At 71.1% G+C, this 19,252-nt stretch carries 17 protein-coding genes; 3 read left to right on the top strand and 14 right to left on the bottom strand.

Translation table 11 applies throughout. The features are described 5' to 3' along the window. Positions 1 to 153: 153 nt before the first annotated feature. Positions 154 to 963 carry an HAD family hydrolase gene (locus ACIPW5_RS36075; protein WP_401254514.1) on the bottom strand — a complete coding sequence of 270 codons (810 nt, stop codon included), beginning with the start codon at positions 961 to 963 and terminating at the stop codon, positions 154 to 156. A 141-nt stretch (positions 964 to 1,104) separates the two neighbouring features. Here ACIPW5_RS36075 and fahA point away from each other — a divergent pair, with 141 nt between their 5' ends. The 3 genes from fahA (at position 1,105) to ACIPW5_RS36060 (ending at position 3,744) form a co-directional block, all read left to right on the top strand. Then, a complete protein-coding gene (gene fahA / locus ACIPW5_RS36070; protein WP_401254511.1) occupies positions 1,105 to 2,328 on the top strand; it encodes a fumarylacetoacetase in 1,224 nt (407 codons plus the stop codon). Positions 2,329 to 2,427: 99 nt separating this feature from the next. Further along, positions 2,428 to 3,024, top strand: coding sequence for a hypothetical protein (locus ACIPW5_RS36065; RefSeq protein ID WP_401254508.1), 597 nt, complete (start codon positions 2,428 to 2,430; stop codon positions 3,022 to 3,024). A 102-nt stretch (positions 3,025 to 3,126) separates the two neighbouring features. Next, on the top strand, positions 3,127 to 3,744 hold the full coding sequence (locus tag ACIPW5_RS36060; protein ID WP_401254506.1) for a hypothetical protein: 618 nt from the start codon (positions 3,127 to 3,129) through the stop codon (positions 3,742 to 3,744). Between the two features lie 75 nt (positions 3,745 to 3,819). Here ACIPW5_RS36060 and nuoN read toward each other — a convergent pair whose 3' ends face one another. From nuoN to ACIPW5_RS35995, 13 genes are read right to left on the bottom strand one after another with little or no spacing between them, the layout of a single operon-like run. Next, positions 3,820 to 5,466 (bottom strand): NADH-quinone oxidoreductase subunit NuoN, encoded by a 1,647-nt coding sequence (gene nuoN / locus ACIPW5_RS36055; RefSeq protein WP_401254503.1) that lies wholly within the window; start codon positions 5,464 to 5,466, stop codon positions 3,820 to 3,822. Further along, positions 5,463 to 7,049, bottom strand: coding sequence for an NADH-quinone oxidoreductase subunit M (locus ACIPW5_RS36050; protein WP_401254500.1), 1,587 nt, complete (start codon positions 7,047 to 7,049; stop codon positions 5,463 to 5,465). The genes nuoN and ACIPW5_RS36050 overlap by 4 nt, the downstream gene beginning before the upstream one ends. A 1-nt stretch (position 7,050) precedes the next feature. Next, positions 7,051 to 8,946, bottom strand: a complete 1,896-nt coding sequence (gene nuoL / locus ACIPW5_RS36045) for an NADH-quinone oxidoreductase subunit L (protein ID WP_401254497.1) — start codon at positions 8,944 to 8,946, stop codon at positions 7,051 to 7,053. A 12-nt stretch (positions 8,947 to 8,958) separates the two neighbouring features. After that, the gene (nuoK, locus tag ACIPW5_RS36040; RefSeq protein WP_401254494.1) at positions 8,959 to 9,258 is read right to left on the bottom strand and encodes an NADH-quinone oxidoreductase subunit NuoK; all 300 of its coding nucleotides are present in this window, start codon (positions 9,256 to 9,258) and stop codon (positions 8,959 to 8,961) included. After that, positions 9,255 to 10,067, bottom strand: coding sequence for an NADH-quinone oxidoreductase subunit J (locus ACIPW5_RS36035; protein WP_401254492.1), 813 nt, complete (start codon positions 10,065 to 10,067; stop codon positions 9,255 to 9,257). Before ACIPW5_RS36035 ends, nuoK begins: the two co-directional genes overlap by 4 nt. Next, a complete protein-coding gene (nuoI, locus tag ACIPW5_RS36030; protein WP_401254489.1) occupies positions 10,064 to 10,684 on the bottom strand; it encodes an NADH-quinone oxidoreductase subunit NuoI in 621 nt (206 codons plus the stop codon). The genes ACIPW5_RS36035 and nuoI overlap by 4 nt, the downstream gene beginning before the upstream one ends. Beyond that, complete coding sequence (gene nuoH, locus ACIPW5_RS36025) at positions 10,677 to 12,074, bottom strand: NADH-quinone oxidoreductase subunit NuoH (RefSeq protein WP_401254486.1); 1,398 nt, start codon at positions 12,072 to 12,074, stop codon at positions 10,677 to 10,679. Before nuoH ends, nuoI begins: the two co-directional genes overlap by 8 nt. Then, positions 12,071 to 14,572, bottom strand: coding sequence for an NADH-quinone oxidoreductase subunit G (locus tag ACIPW5_RS36020; protein ID WP_401254483.1), 2,502 nt, complete (start codon positions 14,570 to 14,572; stop codon positions 12,071 to 12,073). Before ACIPW5_RS36020 ends, nuoH begins: the two co-directional genes overlap by 4 nt. Continuing rightward, the gene (gene nuoF / locus ACIPW5_RS36015; RefSeq protein ID WP_401254480.1) at positions 14,569 to 15,918 is read right to left on the bottom strand and encodes an NADH-quinone oxidoreductase subunit NuoF; all 1,350 of its coding nucleotides are present in this window, start codon (positions 15,916 to 15,918) and stop codon (positions 14,569 to 14,571) included. Before nuoF ends, ACIPW5_RS36020 begins: the two co-directional genes overlap by 4 nt. Continuing rightward, positions 15,915 to 16,655: an NADH-quinone oxidoreductase subunit NuoE gene (gene nuoE / locus ACIPW5_RS36010; RefSeq protein ID WP_401254478.1), complete on the bottom strand. Its 741-nt coding sequence runs from the start codon at positions 16,653 to 16,655 to the stop codon at positions 15,915 to 15,917. Before nuoE ends, nuoF begins: the two co-directional genes overlap by 4 nt. Continuing rightward, a complete protein-coding gene (locus tag ACIPW5_RS36005) occupies positions 16,652 to 17,977 on the bottom strand; it encodes an NADH-quinone oxidoreductase subunit D (RefSeq protein WP_401254475.1) in 1,326 nt (441 codons plus the stop codon). Before ACIPW5_RS36005 ends, nuoE begins: the two co-directional genes overlap by 4 nt. Continuing rightward, complete coding sequence (locus ACIPW5_RS36000; RefSeq protein ID WP_401254472.1) at positions 17,977 to 18,699, bottom strand: NADH-quinone oxidoreductase subunit C; 723 nt, start codon at positions 18,697 to 18,699, stop codon at positions 17,977 to 17,979. The genes ACIPW5_RS36005 and ACIPW5_RS36000 overlap by 1 nt, the downstream gene beginning before the upstream one ends. Then, entirely contained in the window at positions 18,696 to 19,250 is a 555-nt protein-coding gene (locus ACIPW5_RS35995) for an NADH-quinone oxidoreductase subunit B family protein (protein WP_007265818.1), read from the bottom strand. Before ACIPW5_RS35995 ends, ACIPW5_RS36000 begins: the two co-directional genes overlap by 4 nt. Between the last annotated feature and the right edge of the window lie 2 nt (positions 19,251 to 19,252).

Genomic DNA, 19,252 nt, shown 5'->3' with positions numbered 1-19,252 from the left:
CGTCTGGACCAGAACCGCGGACGAGATCCTCGAACGCCTCGCCAGCTATCTGAACAGAATTCCTGACTCGGAAGACTAGGGGGTGTCCGCAAAGTCCCGCCTGCCCCGCGGCGCCCGCCCTCCGGGCGGACGGCGCCACTTTGCGGACACCCCCTAGGAAGGAAACAGCCGCTCCAGGACCACCGCGATGCCGTCCGCCTCGTTCGAGAGGGTGACCTCGTCCGCGACGGCGACGAGCTCGCGGTGGGCGTCGGCCATGGCCACCCCGTGGGCGGCCCACTCGAACATCGGGATGTCGTTCGGCATGTCGCCGAAGGCGATCGTCGACTCCGCCCCGAGCTCCAGGACCGAAGCCGCCCGCGCCAGCCCCGCCGCCTTGTCCACGCCCGGAGGCTGGAGCTCCACCGTGTGCTCCCCCGCCATGGTGACGTTCACCAGGTCGCCGACCACCGATCGCGCCACCCGGGTCAGTTCGTCGTCGTCCAGCCGCGGGTGCTGGAGCAGCACCTTGTTGATCGGTGAGGACCACAGCTTCCCGCGCCCGCGCACCCGCACCATCGGCAGGTGCGGGTGCGGCATCCGGTAGCCCGGGCCCACCAGCATCTCCGCGTCCACGCCCTCCTGGTTGACGGCGACGTACACCTCGCCGATCTCCGCCTCGATCTTCCCGAGCGCCACCTCGGCCAGCCCCCGGTCCATCGCGACGGAGTGCAGCAGGATCCCGCGCGCCGCGTCGTACACCTGCGCGCCCTGCCCGCACACCGCGAGCCCCGAGTAACCAAGGTCGTCCAGGACGTGCCGGATCTGTGGGACGGGGCGCCCGGTGACGACGATGTGCCGGGCGCCGGCCGCGCGCGCCGTTGCGAGCGCCGCGCACGAGCGGGCGGAAACGGTGTCACCGGCGCGCAGCAGAGTCCCGTCCAAGTCGGTGGCGATCAAGGCGTAGGGGAGGGCGGAAGTCACCCGGCCAAGGATACGGACCCCTTTGGACAAGTCCTACAAATAGAGCCCTAATCCGGCCTCCCACAGACCCCACACGCCACGTAACGTGTCAGCCAGCCCCCGGGACACCCCCGGCCCCCCTCGAAAGCGAGGCAGCACCCCATGCCCCAGCAGAGCCCCCTCGATGTCCCCGAGGGCGACCCGTTCGGGCCGCACAACCTCCCCTACGGCGTCTTCTCCACCCCCGCGGAGCCGCAGCGCCGCCGGGTCGGCGTGCGCATCGGCGGGTACGTCCTCGACGCGGGGGCCGTGGCCGTCGCGCTCGGGTCCCCGTACGCCGGGCTGCTCGCCCAGGGTTCGCTCAACCCGCTGCTGGCCGCGGGCCGCACCGCCTGGCGCGACGTGCGCCGCGCGCTGACCGCCTGGGTCACCGACCCCGGCCACCGCGGCACCGTCGAACCGCACCTGCTCCCCCTCGACGAGGTCACGCTGCACCTGCCGTACGAGGTCGCCGACTACGTCGACTTCTACGCGAGCGAGCACCACGCCACCAACGTCGGACGGATCTTCCGCCCGGACGGGGACGCGCTCACCCCCAACTGGAAGCACCTGCCCATCGGTTACCACGGCCGCTCGGGCACCATCGTGGTCTCCGGCACCGACGTGGTGCGGCCCTCCGGCCAGCGCAAGGCGCCCACCGACCCCGCGCCGGTCTTCGGGCCGTCCGTGAAGCTCGACATCGAGGCCGAGGTCGGCTTCGTCGTCGGCACCCCCTCGCAGATGGGCCGGCCCGTCGCGCTCGCCGACTTCGAGGAGCACGTATTCGGCCTGTTCCTCCTCAACGACTGGTCCGCGCGCGACATCCAGGCCTGGGAGTACGTGCCGCTCGGCCCCTTCCTCGGCAAGTCGTTCGCGACCTCCGTCTCCGCCTGGGTGACCCCCCTGGAGGCCCTGGACGCGGCCCGCGTCACCCCGCCCGCCCGGGACTTCCCGCTGCTGCCCTACCTGGACGACGCCGTCGTCGACCGCCCCGGCGGCTTCGACCTGCGCATCACCGTCTCCATCAACGGGCAGGAGGTGTCCCGGCCGCCGTTCGCCTCGATGTACTGGACGGCCGCCCAGCAGCTGGCCCACATGACGGTCAACGGCGCCTCGCTGCGCACCGGCGACGTGTACGGCTCCGGCACGGTCAGCGGTCCGGAGGTCGACGAGCGGGGCTCCCTGCTGGAGCTCACCTGGAACGGCCGGGACGCCGTCGAGCTCGCCGACGGCAAGCGCACCTTCCTGGAGGACGGCGACACCGTCACCCTCACCGCCTGGGCCCCCGGCGCCGACGGCACCCGCGTCGGCCTCGGCGAGGTCACCGGCCGCATCACCGCCGCCTGACGGAACGGAAGGACGCGGGGGGCGGCGGACACGCCGCCCCCCTACTCCACCCGCGCCACCCGGGTGGCGGGCCCCGCGGGCCGCGGTGAACCTGCTCGCATGGCCCCTCGTACCGCACGGATCGTCCCCCTGGCCCTCGCAGCCGCCGCCTCCCTCACCCTCGGCGCGGCCCCGGCCGCCCCGACGGCCACGCCCACCGCCCAGCTGGCCGCCACCTTCATGGCGACCGCCAAGTACCGCGACCACCGGCTGGCCGTCGCCGCCGGCTACGTCCCCGACCAGTACTGCGTGGTCAACCCGGGCGAGGGCGGCGGAGCCCTCGGCTACCCGCACTTCAACCACGCCTACGACGGCTCCACCGACCCGAAGAAGCCGGCGGCCCTGCTCTACGAGGGCGACGGCGCGGGCCACTGGAAGCTGGCCGGCCTCGAATGGATGGTCGTGGACCGCGACGGCCGCGCGGACACCGACGACGACCGCCCCTCCCTGTTCGGGCAGCCCTTCCGCGGCCCGCTGCCCGCCCGGTACCCGGGCCAGAAGGTGCACTACTCGCTGCACCTGTGGCTGTGGAAGCACAACCCCTCCGGCCGGTTCGAGCCGTTCAACCCGAAGGTCGTCTGCCGCCCCGGCACCACCCGGCCGCGCCCCGCCGTACCGGCCGTGCCCGCCGCTCCCCCGGCCGCCGCCCCTTCCTGACCCCCCGTTTGGCATCCCGCCGCGTGCACCGCCGGAGCCCCGCCGCGAAGGTGGACGAACGAAAGCCCCTCCGGGACAGGCCCCGAACGACCAGGAGCTCCCATGTCCGTGCACCGCAGCCCGAAGGCCCTCCTCGCCTGTGCCGTCGCCGGCGCGTCCCTGCTCCTGGCCGCCGTGCCCCCGGCACAGGCGGTCGACGGGCCGGCGCCCGACCCCCGCAACGCACAGGCCATGCGCGACATGGCCACGGCGATGTCGGTGACCGCCAAGTACGTGGACGAGCGCGAGGCCCTCAAGGACGGCTACGTCCCGCACGGCGAGGAGTGCATGACCAACCCGTTCGGGGTCGGCACCATGGGCTACCACTACGTCAAGGAGTCCAACTGGGGTTCGAAGGACCCCGCGAAGCCGACCGCGCTCCTCTACAGCACCCACAAGGACAGCAAGGGCCGGCGCAAGCTCCAGACGGTGGAGTGGATGTCCACCGACCGGGACCAGGACCTGAAGACCACCGACGACCGGCCCAGCATGTTCGGGCTGCCCTTCGACGGACCGATGCCCGGCCACTGGGCGGGCATGCCCAAGCACTACGACCTCCACATGTGGGCCTACGAGAAGAACCCGGCCGGCCGCTTCCACAACTGGAACCCGGCGCTGACCTGCCCCAAGAAGAACCCCGCCGCGAAGAGCACCACCCCGGCGCACGCACACGGCCACTAGCGGCGGACCCCGCGCCCGCACGGCGAAGGGCCCGGCCCCCCGAGGGGGCCGGGCCCTTCCGCCCGCGCGGACCGGTCAGCGCACGAAGGTGCTCGCCTGTCCCGCCAGGTCCAGGAAGTACTGCGGAGCCAGACCCAGGACCAGGGTGACCGCGACGCCCACCGCGATGGTGGTCATCGTCAGCGGCGAGGGCACGGCCACCGTCGGGCCGTCGGCCTTCGGCTCGCTGAAGAACATCAGCACGATGACCCGGATGTAGAAGAACGCGGCGATCGCCGACGAGATCACACCGACGACGACCAGCGCCCCGGCACCGCCCTCCGCCGCCGCCTTGAACACCGCGAACTTGCCCGTGAAGCCGGAGGTCAGCGGGATGCCGGCGAAGGCCAGCAGGAACACCGCGAAGACCGCCGCGGTCAGCGGCGAACGCCGTCCCAGACCGGCCCACTTCGACAGGTGCGTCGCCTCGCCGCCCGCGTCGCGCACGAGCGTGACCACCGCGAAGGCGCCGATCGTCACGAAGGAGTAGGCGCCCAGGTAGAACAGGACGGACTTGACCCCCTCCTCAGAGGTGGCGATCACACCGGCCAGGATGAACCCGGCGTGGGCGATCGAGGAGTACGCCAGCAGCCGCTTCACGTCGGTCTGGGTCACCGCGATCACCGCGCCCGCGAGCATCGTGACGATCGCGACGCCCCACATCACCGGCCGCCAGTCCCAGCGCAGGCCGGGCAGGACCACGTACAGCAGCCGCAGCAGCGCGCCGAACGCGGCCACCTTGGTCGCCGCCGCCATGAAGCCGGTGACGGGGGTCGGGGCGCCCTGGTAGACGTCCGGGGTCCACATGTGGAAGGGGACCGCGCCGACCTTGAACAGCAGACCCATCAGGATCAGCGCGCCGCCGATGAGCAGCAGCGCGTCGTTGCCCATGGTGGAGGCGAGGGCCGGGTCGATCCGGGCGACGGTGCCGTCGACCACGTCGGCGATCACCGCGTAGGAGACCGAGCCCGCGTAGCCATAGAGCAGCGCGATGCCGAAGAGGAGGAAGGCGGAGGAGAAGGCGCCGAGCAGGAAGTACTTCACCGCGGCCTCCTGCGACATCAGCCGCTGGCGGCGGGCGAGGGCGCACAGCAGGTACAGCGGGAGGGAGAAGACCTCCAGCGCGATGAACAGCGTCAGCAGGTCGTCGGCGGCCGGGAAGATCAGCATGCCGGAGACCGCGAACAGGGCCAGCGGGAACACCTCGGTGGTGGTGAAGCCGGCCTTGACGGCGGCCTTCTCGCTGTCGCTGCCCGGTACGGACGCGGCCTGGGCGGCGAAGGAGTCCACCCGCTTGCCGTGCGCCTTCGGGTCGAGGCGGCGCTCGGCGAAGGTGAACACCGCCACGATGGAGGCCAGCAGGATCGTGCCCTGGAGGAACAGCGCCGGGCCGTCGACGGCGATGGCGCCCATGGCCGCGACGTGCGCCTTCGTGCTGCCGTAGCCGCCGGCGGCGAGGCCGACGACGGCCGCGAAGGCGGCGGCCAGCGCGGCGACGGCGAGGAACACCTGGACGGGGTAGCGGTACTTGCGGGGGACGAAGGCCTCGACGAGGACTCCGACGATGGCCGCGCCCACCACGATCAGCGTGGGCGCGAGCTGTGCGTACTCGATGTGCGGGGCCGGGATCCGGTCGGCCGGTACGTCGGCCGCCAGGGTCAGCAGGCTCTGGGCAGCGATCACTTGGCCGCCTCCACGTTCTGGACGGGAACCTCGGGCTTCGGGTCCGTCTGCTTCACGTCAGACAGGGTGTGCTCCACCGCCGGGTTGACGATGTCCGTCAGCACCTTCGGGTAGACGCCCAGTCCGATCAGCAGCGCGATCAGCGGGGCGACCACCAGCAGTTCCCGCGCGCGCAGGTCCGGCATGGTGCGGACCTCCTCCTTCACGGGGCCGGTCATGGTGCGCTGGTAGAGCACCAGCGTGTACAGCGCGGCGAGGACGATCCCGACGGTGGCGATGATCCCGACGACCGGGTAGCGGGCGAAGGTGCCGACGAGGACGAGGAACTCGCTGACGAAGGGCGCGAGGCCGGGCAGGGACAGGGTGGCGAGGCCGCCGATCAGGAAGGTGCCGGCGAGGACCGGGGCCACCTTCTGGACGCCGCCGTAGTCGGCGATGAGCCGGGAGCCGCGCCGGGAGATCAGGAATCCGGCGACGAGCATCAGGGCCGCCGTGGAGATCCCGTGGTTGACCATGTAGAGGGTCGCCCCGGACTGGCCCTGGGAGGTCATCGCGAAGATGCCCAGGATGATGAAGCCGAAGTGCGAGATCGAGGCGTAGGCGATCAGCCGCTTGATGTCGCGCTGGCCGACCGCGAGCAGCGCGCCGTAGACGATGCTGATCAGGGCCAGTACGAGGATCACCGGGGTGGCCCACTTGCTGGCGTCGGGGAAGAGCCCGAGGCAGAAGCGGAGCATCGCGAAGGTGCCGACCTTGTCGACGATCGCGGTGATGAGCACGGCGACCGGGGCGGTGGACTCCCCCATCGCGTTGGGCAGCCAGGTGTGCAGCGGCCACAGCGGGGCCTTCACCGCGAAGGCGAAGAAGAAGCCGAGGAAGAGCAGCCGCTCGGTGTTGGTCGCCATGTCGAGGGTGCCCGCGGCGCGGGCCGCGGCGATCTCCTGGAGGGAGAAGTTCCCGGCGACGACGTACAGCCCGATGACGGCGGCCAGCATGATCAGGCCGCCGACCAGGTTGTAGAGGAGGAACTTGACCGCCGCGTAGGAGCGCTGCGCGGCGGCGTTCTCGTCGGACCCGGAGTGGGCCCGGTCGCCGAAGCCGCCGATGAGGAAGTACATCGGGATGAGCATGGCTTCGAAGAAGACGTAGAAGAGGAAGACGTCGGTGGCCTCGAAGGAGATCACCACCATCGCCTCGACCAGCAGGATCAGGGCGAAGAAGCCCTGGGTCGGCCGCCAGCGGGAGGAGTTGGTCTCCAGCGGGTCGGCGTCGTGCCAGCCGGCGATGATCACGAAGGGGATCAGCAGCGCGGTGAGCCCGATGAGGGCGACTCCGATGCCGTCGACGCCCAGTTCGTAGCGGACGCCGAAGTCGGCGATCCAGGCGTGGGACTCGGTGAGCTGGTAGCGCTCGCCACCGGGGTCGAAGCGGACCGCGACCAGGACGGCCAGGACCAGGGTCGCGAGCGAGAACAGCAGCGCGAGCCACTTGGCGACGGTCCGGCGGGCGGCCGGGACGGCCGCCGTGAGGATCGCGCCGACCGCGGGCACGGCCGCCGTGACGGTCAGAAGCGGGACATTCATCTCACACCGCCCTCATCAGCAGGGTCGCGGCGATCAGGATCGCCGTGCCCCCGAACATCGACACCGCGTAGCTGCGGGCGTAGCCGTTCTGCAGCTTGCGCAGCCGGCCGGAGAGCCCGCCGACCGAGGCGGCCGTGCCGTTGACCGCTCCGTCGACGACGCTGTGGTCGAGGTAGACGAGGGAGCGGGTCAGGTGCTCGCCGCCGCGGACGAGGACCACGTGGTTGAAGTCGTCCTGGAACAGGTCCCGGCGGGCCGCCCGGGTGAGGAACGAGCCGCGCGGGGCGACGACGGGGACGGGCCGGCGGCCGTACATCGACCAGGCGATGCCGACGCCGATGACGAGGACGACCATGGTGGAGGCGGTGACGGCCATGGCGCTGACCGGCGGGTTGCCGTGCTCGTAGCCGGTGACGGGCTCCAGCCAGTTCAGGAAGCGCTCGCCGATCTCGAAGAAGCCGCCCGCGAAGACCGAGCCGAACGCCAGGACGATCATCGGGATGGTCATGGACTTCGGGGACTCGTGCGGGTGCGGCGGGTGTCCCTCGGCGTCCGGCTGCCAGCGCTTCTCGCCGAAGAAGGTGAGGAGCATGACCCGGGTCATGTAGAAGGCGGTGATGCCGGCACCCAGCAGGGCGACCCCGCCGAGGATCCAGCCCTGGGTGCCGCCCTTGGCGAAGGCCGCCTCGATGATCATGTCCTTCGAGAAGAAGCCGGACAGGCCGGGGAAGCCGATGATCGCGAGGTAGCCGAGGCCGAAGGTGACGAAGGTGACCGGCATGTACGTGCGCAGGGCGCCGTACTTGCGCATGTCGACCTCGTCGTTCATGCCGTGCATGACCGAGCCGGCGCCGAGGAAGAGGCCGGCCTTGAAGAAGCCGTGCGTGACCAGGTGCATGATGGCGAACACGTAGCCGATCGGGCCGAGGCCGGCGGCCAGGATCATGTAGCCGATCTGCGACATCGTCGACCCGGCGAGGGCCTTCTTGATGTCGTCCTTGGCGCAACCGACGATCGCACCGAAGAGGAGCGTCACCGCGCCCACGACGGTGGTGACCAGCTGGGCGTCCGGCGCCCCGTTGAAGATCGCCCCGGAGCGGACGATCAGGTAGACGCCGGCGGTGACCATGGTGGCCGCGTGGATCAGGGCCGAGACCGGGGTCGGGCCCTCCATCGCGTCCCCGAGCCAGGACTGCAGCGGCACCTGGGCCGACTTGCCGCAGGCGGCGAGCAGCAGCATCAGGCCGATCGCCGTCAGCGTGCCCTCGCTCGTCTCCCCGACGGAGGAGAGCACCGGGCCGAAGGCGAAGGTCCCGAAGGTGGTGAACATCAGCATGATGGCGATGGACAGGCCGATGTCGCCGACGCGGTTGACCAGGAACGCCTTCTTCGCGGCGGTGGCCGCGCTGGGCTTGTGCTGCCAGAAGCCGATCAGGAGGTACGAGGCGAGGCCGACGCCCTCCCAGCCGAAGTACAGCAGCAGGTAGTTGTCGGCGAGGACGAGCAGCAGCATCGCCGCGACGAACAGGTTGAGGTAGCCGAAGAAGCGGCGGCGGCGCTCGTCGTGCTCCATGTACCCGATCGAGTACACGTGGATGAGCGTGCCCACCCCGGAGATCAGCAGGACGAAGGTCATCGACAGCTGGTCCAGCTGGAAGGCCATGTCGGCCTGGAAGCCCTCGACGGGGATCCAGGTGAACAGCCGCTGGTGCAGCGCCCGGTCGTCGGCCCCGCGCCCCAGCATGTCGGCGAAGAGGACGACGCCGATGCCGAAGGAGACGGCCGCGAGCAGGGTGCCGATCCAGTGGCCGGCCTTGTCGAGGCGACGGCCGCCGCACAGCAGCACCACCGCTCCGAGCAGGGGCGCTGCCACCAGCAGCGCAATCAGATTCTCCACTGTGAACGCCCCTTACAGCTTCATCAGGCTGGCGTCGTCGACCGAGGCCGAGTGGCGGGTACGGAACAGCGACACGATGATCGCGAGGCCCACCACGACCTCCGCGGCGGCGACGACCATCGTGAAGAACGCGATGATCTGGCCGTCGAGGTTGCCGTGCATCCGGGAGAAGGTCACGAAGGCGAGGTTGCAGGCGTTGAGCATCAGCTCGACGCACATGAACAGCACGATCGTGTTCTTCCGGATGAGCACGCCGACCGCGCCGATGGTGAACAGCAGGGCCGCCAGGTACAGGTAGTTGACCGGATTCACTTCGAGGCCTCCTCTCGGCCCAGGCGCTCCGCGGAGGCCTGCTCCAGCGCCTTGAGGTCGTCCAGGGCCTGGCCCGACACGTCGCGGATCTGGCCGCGGGCGCGCAGCGTCTTGTTGACGGTCAGCTCGGACGGGGTGCCGTCCGGCAGCAGACCGGCGACGTCCACGGCGTTGTGCCGGGCGTAGACGCCGGGGGCCGGCAGCGGCGGGAGCTGCACGCCGTCGCGTACGCGCTGCTCGGCGAGCTCGCGCTGCGTGGCGGCCCGCTCGGTGCGCTCGCGGTGGGTGAGGACCATCGCGCCGACGGCCGCCGTGATCAGCAGGGCGCCGGTGAGCTCGAAGGCGAAGATGTAGCGGGTGAAGATCAGTTCGGCGAGTCCCTCGACGTGCCCGGCGGAGTTGACCTTGCCGAGTCCGTTGAAGTGGGTGAGGCCCGCGTTGCCGATGCCGGCGATCAGCAGGATGCCGAAGCCGAGCCCGCACAGGGCGGCCAGCCAGCGCTGGCCCTTGATGGTCTCCTTCAGGGAGTCCGCCGCCGTGACGCCGACGAGCATGACCACGAAGAGGAACAGCATCATGATGGCGCCGGTGTAGACGACGACCTGGACCACGCCCAGGAAGTACGCCCCGTTGGCGAGGTAGAAGACCGCCAGGATGATCATCGTCCCGGCCAGGCACAGGGCGCTGTGCACGGCCTTCTTCATCAGGATCGTGCACAGCGCGCCGATGACGGCGATCGTGCCGAGCACCCAGAACTGCACGGCCTCGCCGGTGGAGGTCGCGCCGGCGGCCGCGGCGATGGCGCTCATGCCCCGACCTCCTCGGCCCGGCCGGCCGCGGCCGTCTCGCCCTCGGCCGTCTCGCCCTTCGACACCGCCACCTGCCGGACCGTGCCCGGGGCCGCGCCCGTCACCAGCCCGCGGTAGTAGTCCTGCTCGTCGGTGCCCGGGAAGACCGAGTGCGGGGCCTCGACCATGCCCTCGGTCAGCCCGGCGAGGAGCTGCTCCTTGGTGTAGATCAGGGACTCGCGGCTGGCGTCGGCCAGTTCGAACTCGTTCGTCATCGTCAGCGCACGCGTCGGGCACGCCTCGATGCACAGTCCGCACAGGATGCAGCGGGCGTAGTTGATCTGGTAGACCCGCCCGTACCGCTCGCCCGGGGAGTAGCGCTCCTCCTCGGTGTTGTCCGCGCCCTCCACGTAGATCGCGTCGGCGGGACAGGCCCAGGCGCACAGTTCGCACCCGATGCACTTCTCCAGGCCGTCGGGGTGGCGGTTGAGCTGGTGCCGCCCGTGGAAGCGCGGAGCGGTGGTCTTCTGCTGCTCCGGGTACTGCTCGGTGAGCCGCTTCTTGAACATGGCCTTGAAGGTCACGCCGAAGCCGGCCACCGGGTTCTGCCACTTCTCGCTCTGCTCCGCGTCAGACATGGTCAGCACCCTCCTCTCGGTCACTGTCAGTATTCGTCCCGCCACTGACAATCAGCTCCCGCTCTCCGCGGGGACGTCGGCGCGGTACGGGTGCCAGGTGCTGGCCGGGCTTGGGCGGCACGGGGAACCCGCCCGCCATCGGGTCGAAGGGCTCGGCCGCGGCGGCCTTCCCGGCCGCGGCAGCCGCCGTCTTCTCGCGCCGGTCCCGGAAGTGGTCCGCGACGGAGGAGACCAGCAGGATCGCGATGACCGCGCCCCCGACGTACAGGACGATCTCGCTGAAGTCGTAGCGCTCGTTGCGCAGCGCCCGGACGGTGGCGACCAGCATCAGCCAGACCACGGAGACCGGGATCAGGACCTTCCAGCCGAGCTTCATCAGCTGGTCGTAGCGCACGCGCGGGAGCGTGCCGCGCAGCCAGATGAAGAAGAACAGCAGCAGCTGCACCTTGAGGACGAACCAGAGCATCGGCCACCAGCCGTGGTTCGCGCCCTCCCAGTACGTGGAGATCGGCGCCGGCGCCCGCCAGCCGCCCAGGAACAGGGTGACCGACACCGCCGAGACGGTGACCATGTTGACGTACTCGGCCAGCATGAACAGGGCGAACTTGATGGAGGAGTACTCGGTGTTGAAGCCGCCGACGAGGTCGCCCTCGGACTCCGGCATGTCGAAGGGGGCGCGGTTCGTCTCGCCGACCATCGTGACGACGTAGATGATGAAGGACACCGGCAGCAGCAGGATGTACCAGCGGTCCGCCTGCGCCTCCACGATCGCCGAGGTCGACATCGACCCGGAGTAGAGGAACACCGAGGCGAACGCGGCGCCCATCGCGATCTCGTACGAGATCATCTGCGCGCAGGAGCGCAGGCCGCCGAGGAGCGGGTACGTGGAGCCCGAGGACCAGCCGGCGAGGACGATGCCGTAGATCCCGACCGAGGCGACCGCGAGGACGTACAGCATCGCGATCGGCAGGTCGGTCAGCTGCATCGTGGTGCGCTGGCCGAAGATGGACACCTCGTTGCCCGAGGGGCCGAAGGGGATCACCGCGATGGCCATGAACGCCGGGATCGCCGCGATGATCGGCGCCAGCACGTAGACGACCTTGTCGGCGCGCTTGACGACGACGTCTTCCTTCAGCATCAGCTTCACGCCGTCGGCGAGCGACTGGAGCATGCCCCAGGGGCCGTGCCGGTTGGGGCCGATGCGCAGCTGCATCCAGGCGACGACCTTGCGCTCCCACACGATGGAGAAGAGCACCGTCACCATCAGGAAGGCGAAGCAGAACACCGCCTTGAGGAGGACGAGCCACCAGACGTCCCTGCCGAACAGGGACAGGTCCTCGGCTGCCAGGACGTGCTGCGGCTGGGCCGCGAGCTGGGCGAGGTGGGTCACGGTCGTACCTCCGCTCCGGCCGCGGGGCCGGTCCCGGCCGGGCCGATCCGTACGAGGGTTCCGGGGCGGGCGCCGGTGTCGGCGAGGACCCCGGAGCCGGTGGAGTTCAGCGGGAGCCACACGACCCGGTCGGGCATCCCGGTGATCCGCAGCGGGAGTTCCACCGAGCCGGCCGGGCCGGTGACGGCGAGCAGGTCGCCGTCCTTGACGCCGGTCTCGGCGGCGGTGTCGGCCGAGAGCCGGGCGCAGGCCTCGTGCCGGGTCCCGGCGAGGGCGTCGTCGCCCTCCTGGAGCCGGCCGAGGTCCAGCAGCAGCCGGTGCCCGGCGAGGACCGCCTCACCGGTGCCGGGGCGGGGCAGCGGCTCGGGGCCGGTGGACCGCTCGGGCGCCAGCTCCCCCTCCCAGGGGCCGAGCCGCTCCAGCTCCCGCCGTACGGCGTGCACGTCGGGCAGTGCGAGGGGCCGGTCCGCGGCGTCGGCGAGCATGTGCAGCACGCGGGCGTCGGCGGGGGCGAGGCGGCGGGTCATCTGGTCGGGCTTCAGGGCCGCCTCGAACGGGCGGACCCGGCCCTCCCAGTTGATGAACGTGCCGGCCTTCTCCACGACGGCGGCGACCGGCAGCACCACGTCCGCGTGGTCGGTGACCTCGCCGGGGCGCAGCTCCAGGGAGACCACGAAGGCCTCCTTCAGCGCGGCGCGGGCCCGCTCCGGGTCGGGCAGGTCGGCGACCTCGACGCCCGCGACGAGCAGGGCCGACAGCTCCCGGGTCGCGGCGGCTTCGACGATCTGCCCGGTGTCCCGGCCGTAGCGGTGCGGGAGTTCCTCCAGCCCCCAGGCGGCGGCGACCTCCTGGCGGGCCCGCGGGTCGCCGGCCGGGCGGCCGCCCGGCAGCAGGGACGGCAGCGCGCCCGCCTCGACGGCGGCCCGCTCCCCGGCGCGGCGCGGGATCCACACCAGCCGGGCGCCGGTGGCGGTGGCGGTGCGCACGGCCGCGCTCAGCGCGCCGGGCACGCCGGCGAGGCGCTCCCCGACGACGATGACCGCGCCGGGCAGGCGGACCGCGTCGGCCGCCTCGGAACCGCCGGCCTCCAGGCCGGTGCGGGTGGCGAGGGCGTCCAACCACTCGGGCTCGGTGCCGGGGGCGGCGGCCAGCAGGGTGCCGCCGGCCTTGGTGAGGCCGCGGGTGGCGAACGGGGCGAGGGCGAAGGTCCGCTGCTTGTGCTTGCGGTGGGCCTTGCGCAGCCGCAGGAAGACCCCGGGGGCCTCCTCCTCGGCCTCGATGCCGACGAGGAGCACGGCCGGGGCCGCCTCCAGGGAGGTGTACGTGACGCCCGTGCCGTCGAGGTCCTTGCCGGTGCCGGCGACGGCGGCGGCCAGGAACTCGGTCTCCTCCGCGCTGTGCACCCGGGCCCGGAAGTCGATGTCGTTGGTGTCGAGCACCACCCGGGCGAACTTGGCGTACGCGTACGCGTCCTCGACGGTCAGCCGGCCGCCGGTCAGCACGCCGGCCCGGCCGCGCGCGGCGGTCAGCCCGGCGGCCGCGGCCTCCAGCGCCTCGGGCCAGCTCGCCGGGGCGAGCACCCCGTCCGTGCCGCGCACCAGCGGAGTGGTCAGCCGGTCGGGGCGCTGCGCGTACCGGAACGCGAAGCGGCCCTTGTCGCAGATCCACTCCTCGTTGACCTCGGGGTCCTCGGCGGCGAGGCGGCGCAGCACCTTGCCGCGCCGGTGGTCGGTCCGGGTCGCGCAGCCGCCCGCGCAGTGCTCGCACACGCTCGGGGAGGAGACGAGGTCGAAGGGGCGGGAGCGGAACCGGTAGGCGGCCGAGGTGAGGGCGCCGACGGGGCAGATCTGGATGGTGTTGCCGGAGAAGTACGACTGGAACGGGTCGCCCTCGCCGGTGCCCACCTGCTGGAGGGCGCCGCGCTCGACGAGCTCGATCATCGGGTCGCCGGCGACCTGGTTGGAGAAGCGGGTGCAGCGCGCGCACAGCACGCACCGCTCGCGGTCCAGCAGCACCTGCGTGGAGATCGGGACCGGCTTCTCGTAGGTCCGCTTGTGCCCCTCGAACCGGGACTCGGCGTTGCCGTGCGACATCGCCTGGTTCTGGAGCGGGCATTCGCCGCCCTTGTCGCAGACGGGGCAGTCCAGCGGGTGGTTGATGAGCAGCAGCTCCATCACCCCGCGCTGGGCCTTGTCGGCGACTTCGGAGGTCAGCTGCGTCTTGACGACCATGCCGTCGGTGCAGGTGATGGTGCAGGAGGCCATCGGCTTGCGCTGGCCCTCGACCTCGACGATGCACTGGCGGCAGGCGCCGGCCGGGTCGAGGAGGGGGTGGTCGCAGAACCGGGGGATCTCGATGCCGAGCTGCTCGGCGGCGCGGATGACCAGGGTCCCCTTGGGGACGGACAGTTCGACGCCGTCGATGGTCAGCGACACCAGGTCCTGGGGCGGCTTCGCCGCCTCGCCGCCGCCCGCCGGGGCGTTCGTGACGACGGTCATGCGTGTACCTCCGTGTCGGCCCAGAGGGTCGACTTCCTGGGGTCGAAGGGGCAGCCCTTGCCGGTGACGTGCTGCTCGTACTCCTCGCGGAAGTACTTCAGCGAGGAGAAGATCGGGCTGGCCGCGCCGTCGCCGAGCGCGCAGAAGGACTTGCCGTTGATGTTGTCGGCGATGTCGTTCAGCTTGTCGAGGTCGGACAGGGCGCCCTTGCCCGCCTCGATGTCGCGCAGCAGCTGGACGAGCCAGTACGTGCCCTCGCGGCAGGGGGTGCACTTGCCGCAGGACTCGTGGGCGTAGAACTCGGTCCAGCGGGTGACGGCGCGGACCACGCAGGTGGTCTCGTCGAAGCACTGGAGCGCCTTGGTGCCGAGCATGGAGCCGGCGGCGCCGACGCCCTCGTAGTCGAGCGGGACGTCGAGGTGCTCGTCGGTGAACATCGGGGTGGAGGAGCCGCCCGGGGTCCAGAACTTCAGCCGGTGCCCGGGGCGCATCCCGCCGCTCATGTCGAGGAGCTGGCGCAGGGTGATGCCGAGGGGGGCCTCGTACTGGCCGGGGCCGGCGACGTGCCCGGAGAGCGAGTAGAGGGTGAAGCCGGGGGACTTCTCCGTCCCCATCGCCTTGAACCAGTCCTTGCCCTTGTTCAGGATCGCGGGAACCGAGGCGATGGACTCGACGTTGTTGACGACAGTGGGGCACGCGTAGAGCCCCTCGACGGCGGGGAAGGGGGGACGCAGCCGGGGCTGGCCGCGCCGGCCTTCGAGGGAGTCGAGCAGTGCCGTCTCCTCGCCGCAGATGTACGCGCCCGCGCCCGCGTGCACGGTGATGTCGAGGTTGCGGCCGGTGCCGTCGATGTCCTTGCCGAGGTATCCGGCGGCGTAGGCCTCCCGCACGGCCTCGTGCAGGCGCCGCAGCACGGGGACCGTCTCGCCCCGCAGGTAGATGAAGGCGTGCTCCGACCGGATCGCGTAGCAGGCGATGATCATTCCCTCGACGAGGGAGTGCGGATTGGCGAAGAGGAGGGGGATGTCCTTGCAGGTTCCCGGCTCCGACTCGTCCGCGTTCACGACGAGGTAGTGCGGCTTTCCGTCGCCCTGCGGGATGAACTGCCACTTCATCCCGGTGGGGAAGCCCGCGCCACCGCGTCCGCGCAGACCGGAGTCCTTGACGTACGCGATCACCTCGTCCGGGGTCATCGCGAGGGCCTTGCGCAGTCCCTCGTAGCCCTCGTGGCGCCGGTAGGTCTCCAGCGTCCAGGACCGGGGGTCGTCCCAGAAGGCCGACAGGACGGGCGAGAGCAGCTTCTCCGGACTCGTACCGTTCTTGCTCAGTTCCGTGGACACGGTCATGCCTCCCCTCCTTCGGTACGCGCCTCGCCGCGCGGGTGCACGATCGGGGTGTGCGGGGACTCGCCGCGCGCGATGCGGAGGCCGATCAGGGAGGCGGGGCCCGCGCCGCCGGTCGCCTCGACCGCGCCCTCGCGCTCGTCCGGGAAGCCCGCCAGGATCCGGGCGGTCTCCTTGTACGTGCACAGCGGCGCGCCCCGGGTCGGCTCGACCGGACGGCCCGCGAGCAGGTCGTCGACGAGTGCCTTGGCCGACTCGGGGGTCTGGTTGTCGAAGAACTCCCAGTTGACCATCACCACGGGCGCGTAGTCGCAGGCCGCGTTGCACTCGATGTGCTCCAGCGTGACCTTGCCGTCGGCGGTGGTCTCGTTGTTGCCGACGCCCAGGTGCTCCTTGAGCTCGTCGAAGATGGCGTCGCCGCCCATCACCGCGCACAGGGTGTTGGTGCAGACGCCGACCTGGTAGTCGCCGGAGGGCTTGCGCCGGTACATCGTGTAGAAGGTGGCGACGGCGGTGACCTCGGCCGTGGTCAGGCCGAGCGTCTCGGCGCAGAAGCGGATGCCGGTGCGCGAGACGTAGCCCTCCTCGGACTGGGTCAGGTGCAGCAGCGGCAGCAGCGCGGAGCGGCTGTCGGGGTAGCGGGCGATGACGTCCGCGGCGTCGGCCGCCAGCCGCTCGCGCACCTCCGCCGGGTAGTCGGGGGCGGGCAGCTGGGGCATGCCCAGCGAGATCTCGGTCATCGGTCGACGCCTCCCATCACGGGGTCGATGGAGGCGACGGCCACGATGACGTCGGCGACCTGGCCGCCCTCGCACATCGCGGCCATGGCCTGGAGGTTGGTGAAGGACGGGTCGCGGAAGTGGACCCGGTAGGGGCGGGTGCCGCCGTCGGAGACGAGGTGCACGCCCAGCTCGCCCTTGGGGGACTCGACGGCCGCGTACGCCTGTCCGGCCGGGACCCGGAAGCCCTCGGTCACCAGCTTGAAGTGGTGGATGAGGGCCTCCATGGAGGTGCCCATGATGTTCTTGATGTGGTCCAGGGAGTTGCCGAGGCCGTCGGGGCCCAGGGCGAGCTGCGCCGGCCAGGCGATCTTCTTGTCGGCGACCATCACCGGGCCCGGCTCCAGCCGGTCCAGGCACTGCTCGACGATCCGCAGCGACTGGCGCATCTCCTCCAGGCGGACCAGGAACCGCCCGTAGGAGTCGCAGCTCTCGGTGGTGGGGACGTCGAACTCGTAGTCCTCGTAGCCGCAGTACGGGTCGGCCTTGCGCAGGTCGTGCGGCAGGCCGGCCGAGCGCAGGATCGGGCCGGTGGCGCCGAGGGCCATGCAGCCGGTGAGGTCGAGGTAGCCGACGTCCTGCATGCGGGCCTTGAAGATGGGGTTGCCGGTGGCGAGCTTGTCGTACTCCGGCAGGTTCTTCTTCATCGTCTTCACGAACTCGCGCAGCTGGTCGACCGCGCCGGGCGGCAGGTCCTGGGCGAGGCCGCCGGGGCGGACGAAGGCGTGGTTCATGCGCAGGCCGGTGATCAGCTCGAAGACGTCGAGGATCAGCTCGCGGTCCCGGAACCCGTAGATCATGATCGTGGTCGCGCCGAGCTCCATGCCGCCGGTGGCGATGCACACCAGGTGCGAGGAGAGCCGGTTGAGCTCCATCAGCAGGACGCGGATGACGGTCGCGCGGTCCGGGACCTGGTCGGTGATGCCGAGGAGCTTCTCGACGCCGAGGCAGTACGCCGTCTCGTTGAAGAACGGCGTCAGGTAGTCCATGCGCGTCACGAAGGTGGTGCCCTGCGTCCAGTTCCGGAATTCGAGGTTCTTCTCGATGCCGGTGTGCAGGTAGCCGATGCCGCAGCGGGCCTCGGTGACCGTCTCTCCGTCGATCTCCAGGATCAGGCGGAGCACTCCGTGGGTGGAGGGGTGCTGCGGACCCATGTTGACGACGATGCGCTCGTCGTCCGCGCGGGCCGCGCTCTGCACGATCTCGTCCCAGTCGCCGCCGGTGACGGTGTAGACGGTGCCCTCGGTCGTCTCGCGGGAGGACGCGTGGTTTGACGTTGACATCAGCTGTACGACCTCCGCTGGTCGGGAGCCGGGATCTGGGCGCCCTTGTACTCGACGGCGATGCCGCCGAGCGGGTAGTCCTTGCGCTGGGGGAAGCCCTGCCAGTCGTCCGGCATCATGATCCGGGTGAGGGCCGGGTGGCCGTCGAAGACCAGGCCGAAGAAGTCGTAGGCCTCGCGCTCGTGCCAGTCGTTCGTCGGGTAGACCGTGACGAGCGAGGGCAGGTGCGGGTCGGCGTCCGGGACGGACACCTCCAGCCGCAGGATCCGCCCGTGGGTGAGCGAGCGCAGGTGGTAGACGGCGTGCAGCTCGCGGCCCTTGTCGCCGGGGAAGTGCACCCCCGATACGCCGGTACAGAGCTCGAAGCGCAGCGCCGGGTCGTCGCGCAGGGTGGCGGCGACGCGGACGAGGTGCTCGCGGGCGATGTGGAGGGTCAGCTCCCCCCGGTCCACGACGGTCTTCTCGATCGCGTTCTGCGGGAGCAGGTCCTGCTCCTCCAGGGCGCCCTCCAGCTCGTCGACGACCTCGTCGAAGTACGAGCCGTACGGGCGGCTGCTCGCGCCGGGCAGGGCCACGGTCCGCACGAGGCCGCCGTAGCCGCTGGTGTCGCCGCCGCTCCCGGCACCGAACATGCCCTTGCGGACGCCGATCACCTCGGGCCCGGAGCCGCCCCGGGGAGCGGGGACGTTGTTGCCGTTCTCGGCGGCCGGGTCGTCGCTCAACGCAGGAGCCCCTTCATCTCGATGGTGGGGAGGGCCTTGAGGGCCGCCTCCTCCGCCTCGCGCGCCGCCTCTTCCCGGTTGACGCCGAGCTTGGAGCCCTGGATCTTCTGGTGGAGCTTGAGGATCGCGTCCATCAGCATCTCGGGGCGGGGCGGGCAGCCGGGCAGGTAGATGTCCACCGGGACGATGTGGTCGACGCCCTGGACGATCGCGTAGTTGTTGAACATCCCGCCCGAAGAGGCGCACACGCCCATGGAGATGACCCACTTGGGAGCGGGCATCTGGTCGTAGACCTGGCGCAGCACCGGCGCCATCTTCTGGCTGACGCGTCCCGCCACGATCATCAGGTCGGCCTGGCGCGGGGAGCCGCGGAAGACCTCCATGCCGAAGCGGGCCAGGTCGTAGCGGCCGGCGCCGGTGGTCATCATCTCGATGGCGCAGCAGGCGAGGCCGAAGGTGGCCGGGAAGACGGATGACTTGCGCACCCAGCCCGCGGCCTGTTCGACGGTGGTGAGCAGAAAGCCGCTCGGCAGCTTCTCTTCCAGTCCCATGG

Source organism: Streptomyces sp. NPDC090077, assembly GCF_044747545.1.
Lineage (GTDB): Bacteria > Actinomycetota > Actinomycetes > Streptomycetales > Streptomycetaceae > Streptomyces.
The sequence above is the reverse complement of the archived record's forward strand: the minus strand, read 5'-3'. Positions and strand labels throughout refer to the sequence as shown.

Coding starts and splice junctions, on each gene's coding strand:
- ACIPW5_RS36020 (WP_401254483.1), bottom strand. CDS start 14,572: ATGACCGTCGTCACGAACGCCCCGGCGGGCGGCGGCGAGGCGGCGAAG.
- ACIPW5_RS36005 (WP_401254475.1), bottom strand. CDS start 17,977: ATGTCAACGTCAAACCACGCGTCCTCCCGCGAGACGACCGAGGGCACC.
- ACIPW5_RS36035 (WP_401254492.1), bottom strand. CDS start 10,067: ATGAGCGCCATCGCCGCGGCCGCCGGCGCGACCTCCACCGGCGAGGCC.
- nuoF (WP_401254480.1), bottom strand. CDS start 15,918: ATGACCGTGTCCACGGAACTGAGCAAGAACGGTACGAGTCCGGAGAAG.
- nuoI (WP_401254489.1), bottom strand. CDS start 10,684: ATGTCTGACGCGGAGCAGAGCGAGAAGTGGCAGAACCCGGTGGCCGGC.
- ACIPW5_RS36065 (WP_401254508.1), top strand. CDS start 2,428: ATGGCCCCTCGTACCGCACGGATCGTCCCCCTGGCCCTCGCAGCCGCC.
- ACIPW5_RS36060 (WP_401254506.1), top strand. CDS start 3,127: ATGTCCGTGCACCGCAGCCCGAAGGCCCTCCTCGCCTGTGCCGTCGCC.
- nuoE (WP_401254478.1), bottom strand. CDS start 16,655: ATGACCGAGATCTCGCTGGGCATGCCCCAGCTGCCCGCCCCCGACTAC.
- ACIPW5_RS35995 (WP_007265818.1), bottom strand. CDS start 19,250: ATGGGACTGGAAGAGAAGCTGCCGAGCGGCTTTCTGCTCACCACCGTC.
- ACIPW5_RS36050 (WP_401254500.1), bottom strand. CDS start 7,049: ATGAATGTCCCGCTTCTGACCGTCACGGCGGCCGTGCCCGCGGTCGGC.
- fahA (WP_401254511.1), top strand. CDS start 1,105: ATGCCCCAGCAGAGCCCCCTCGATGTCCCCGAGGGCGACCCGTTCGGG.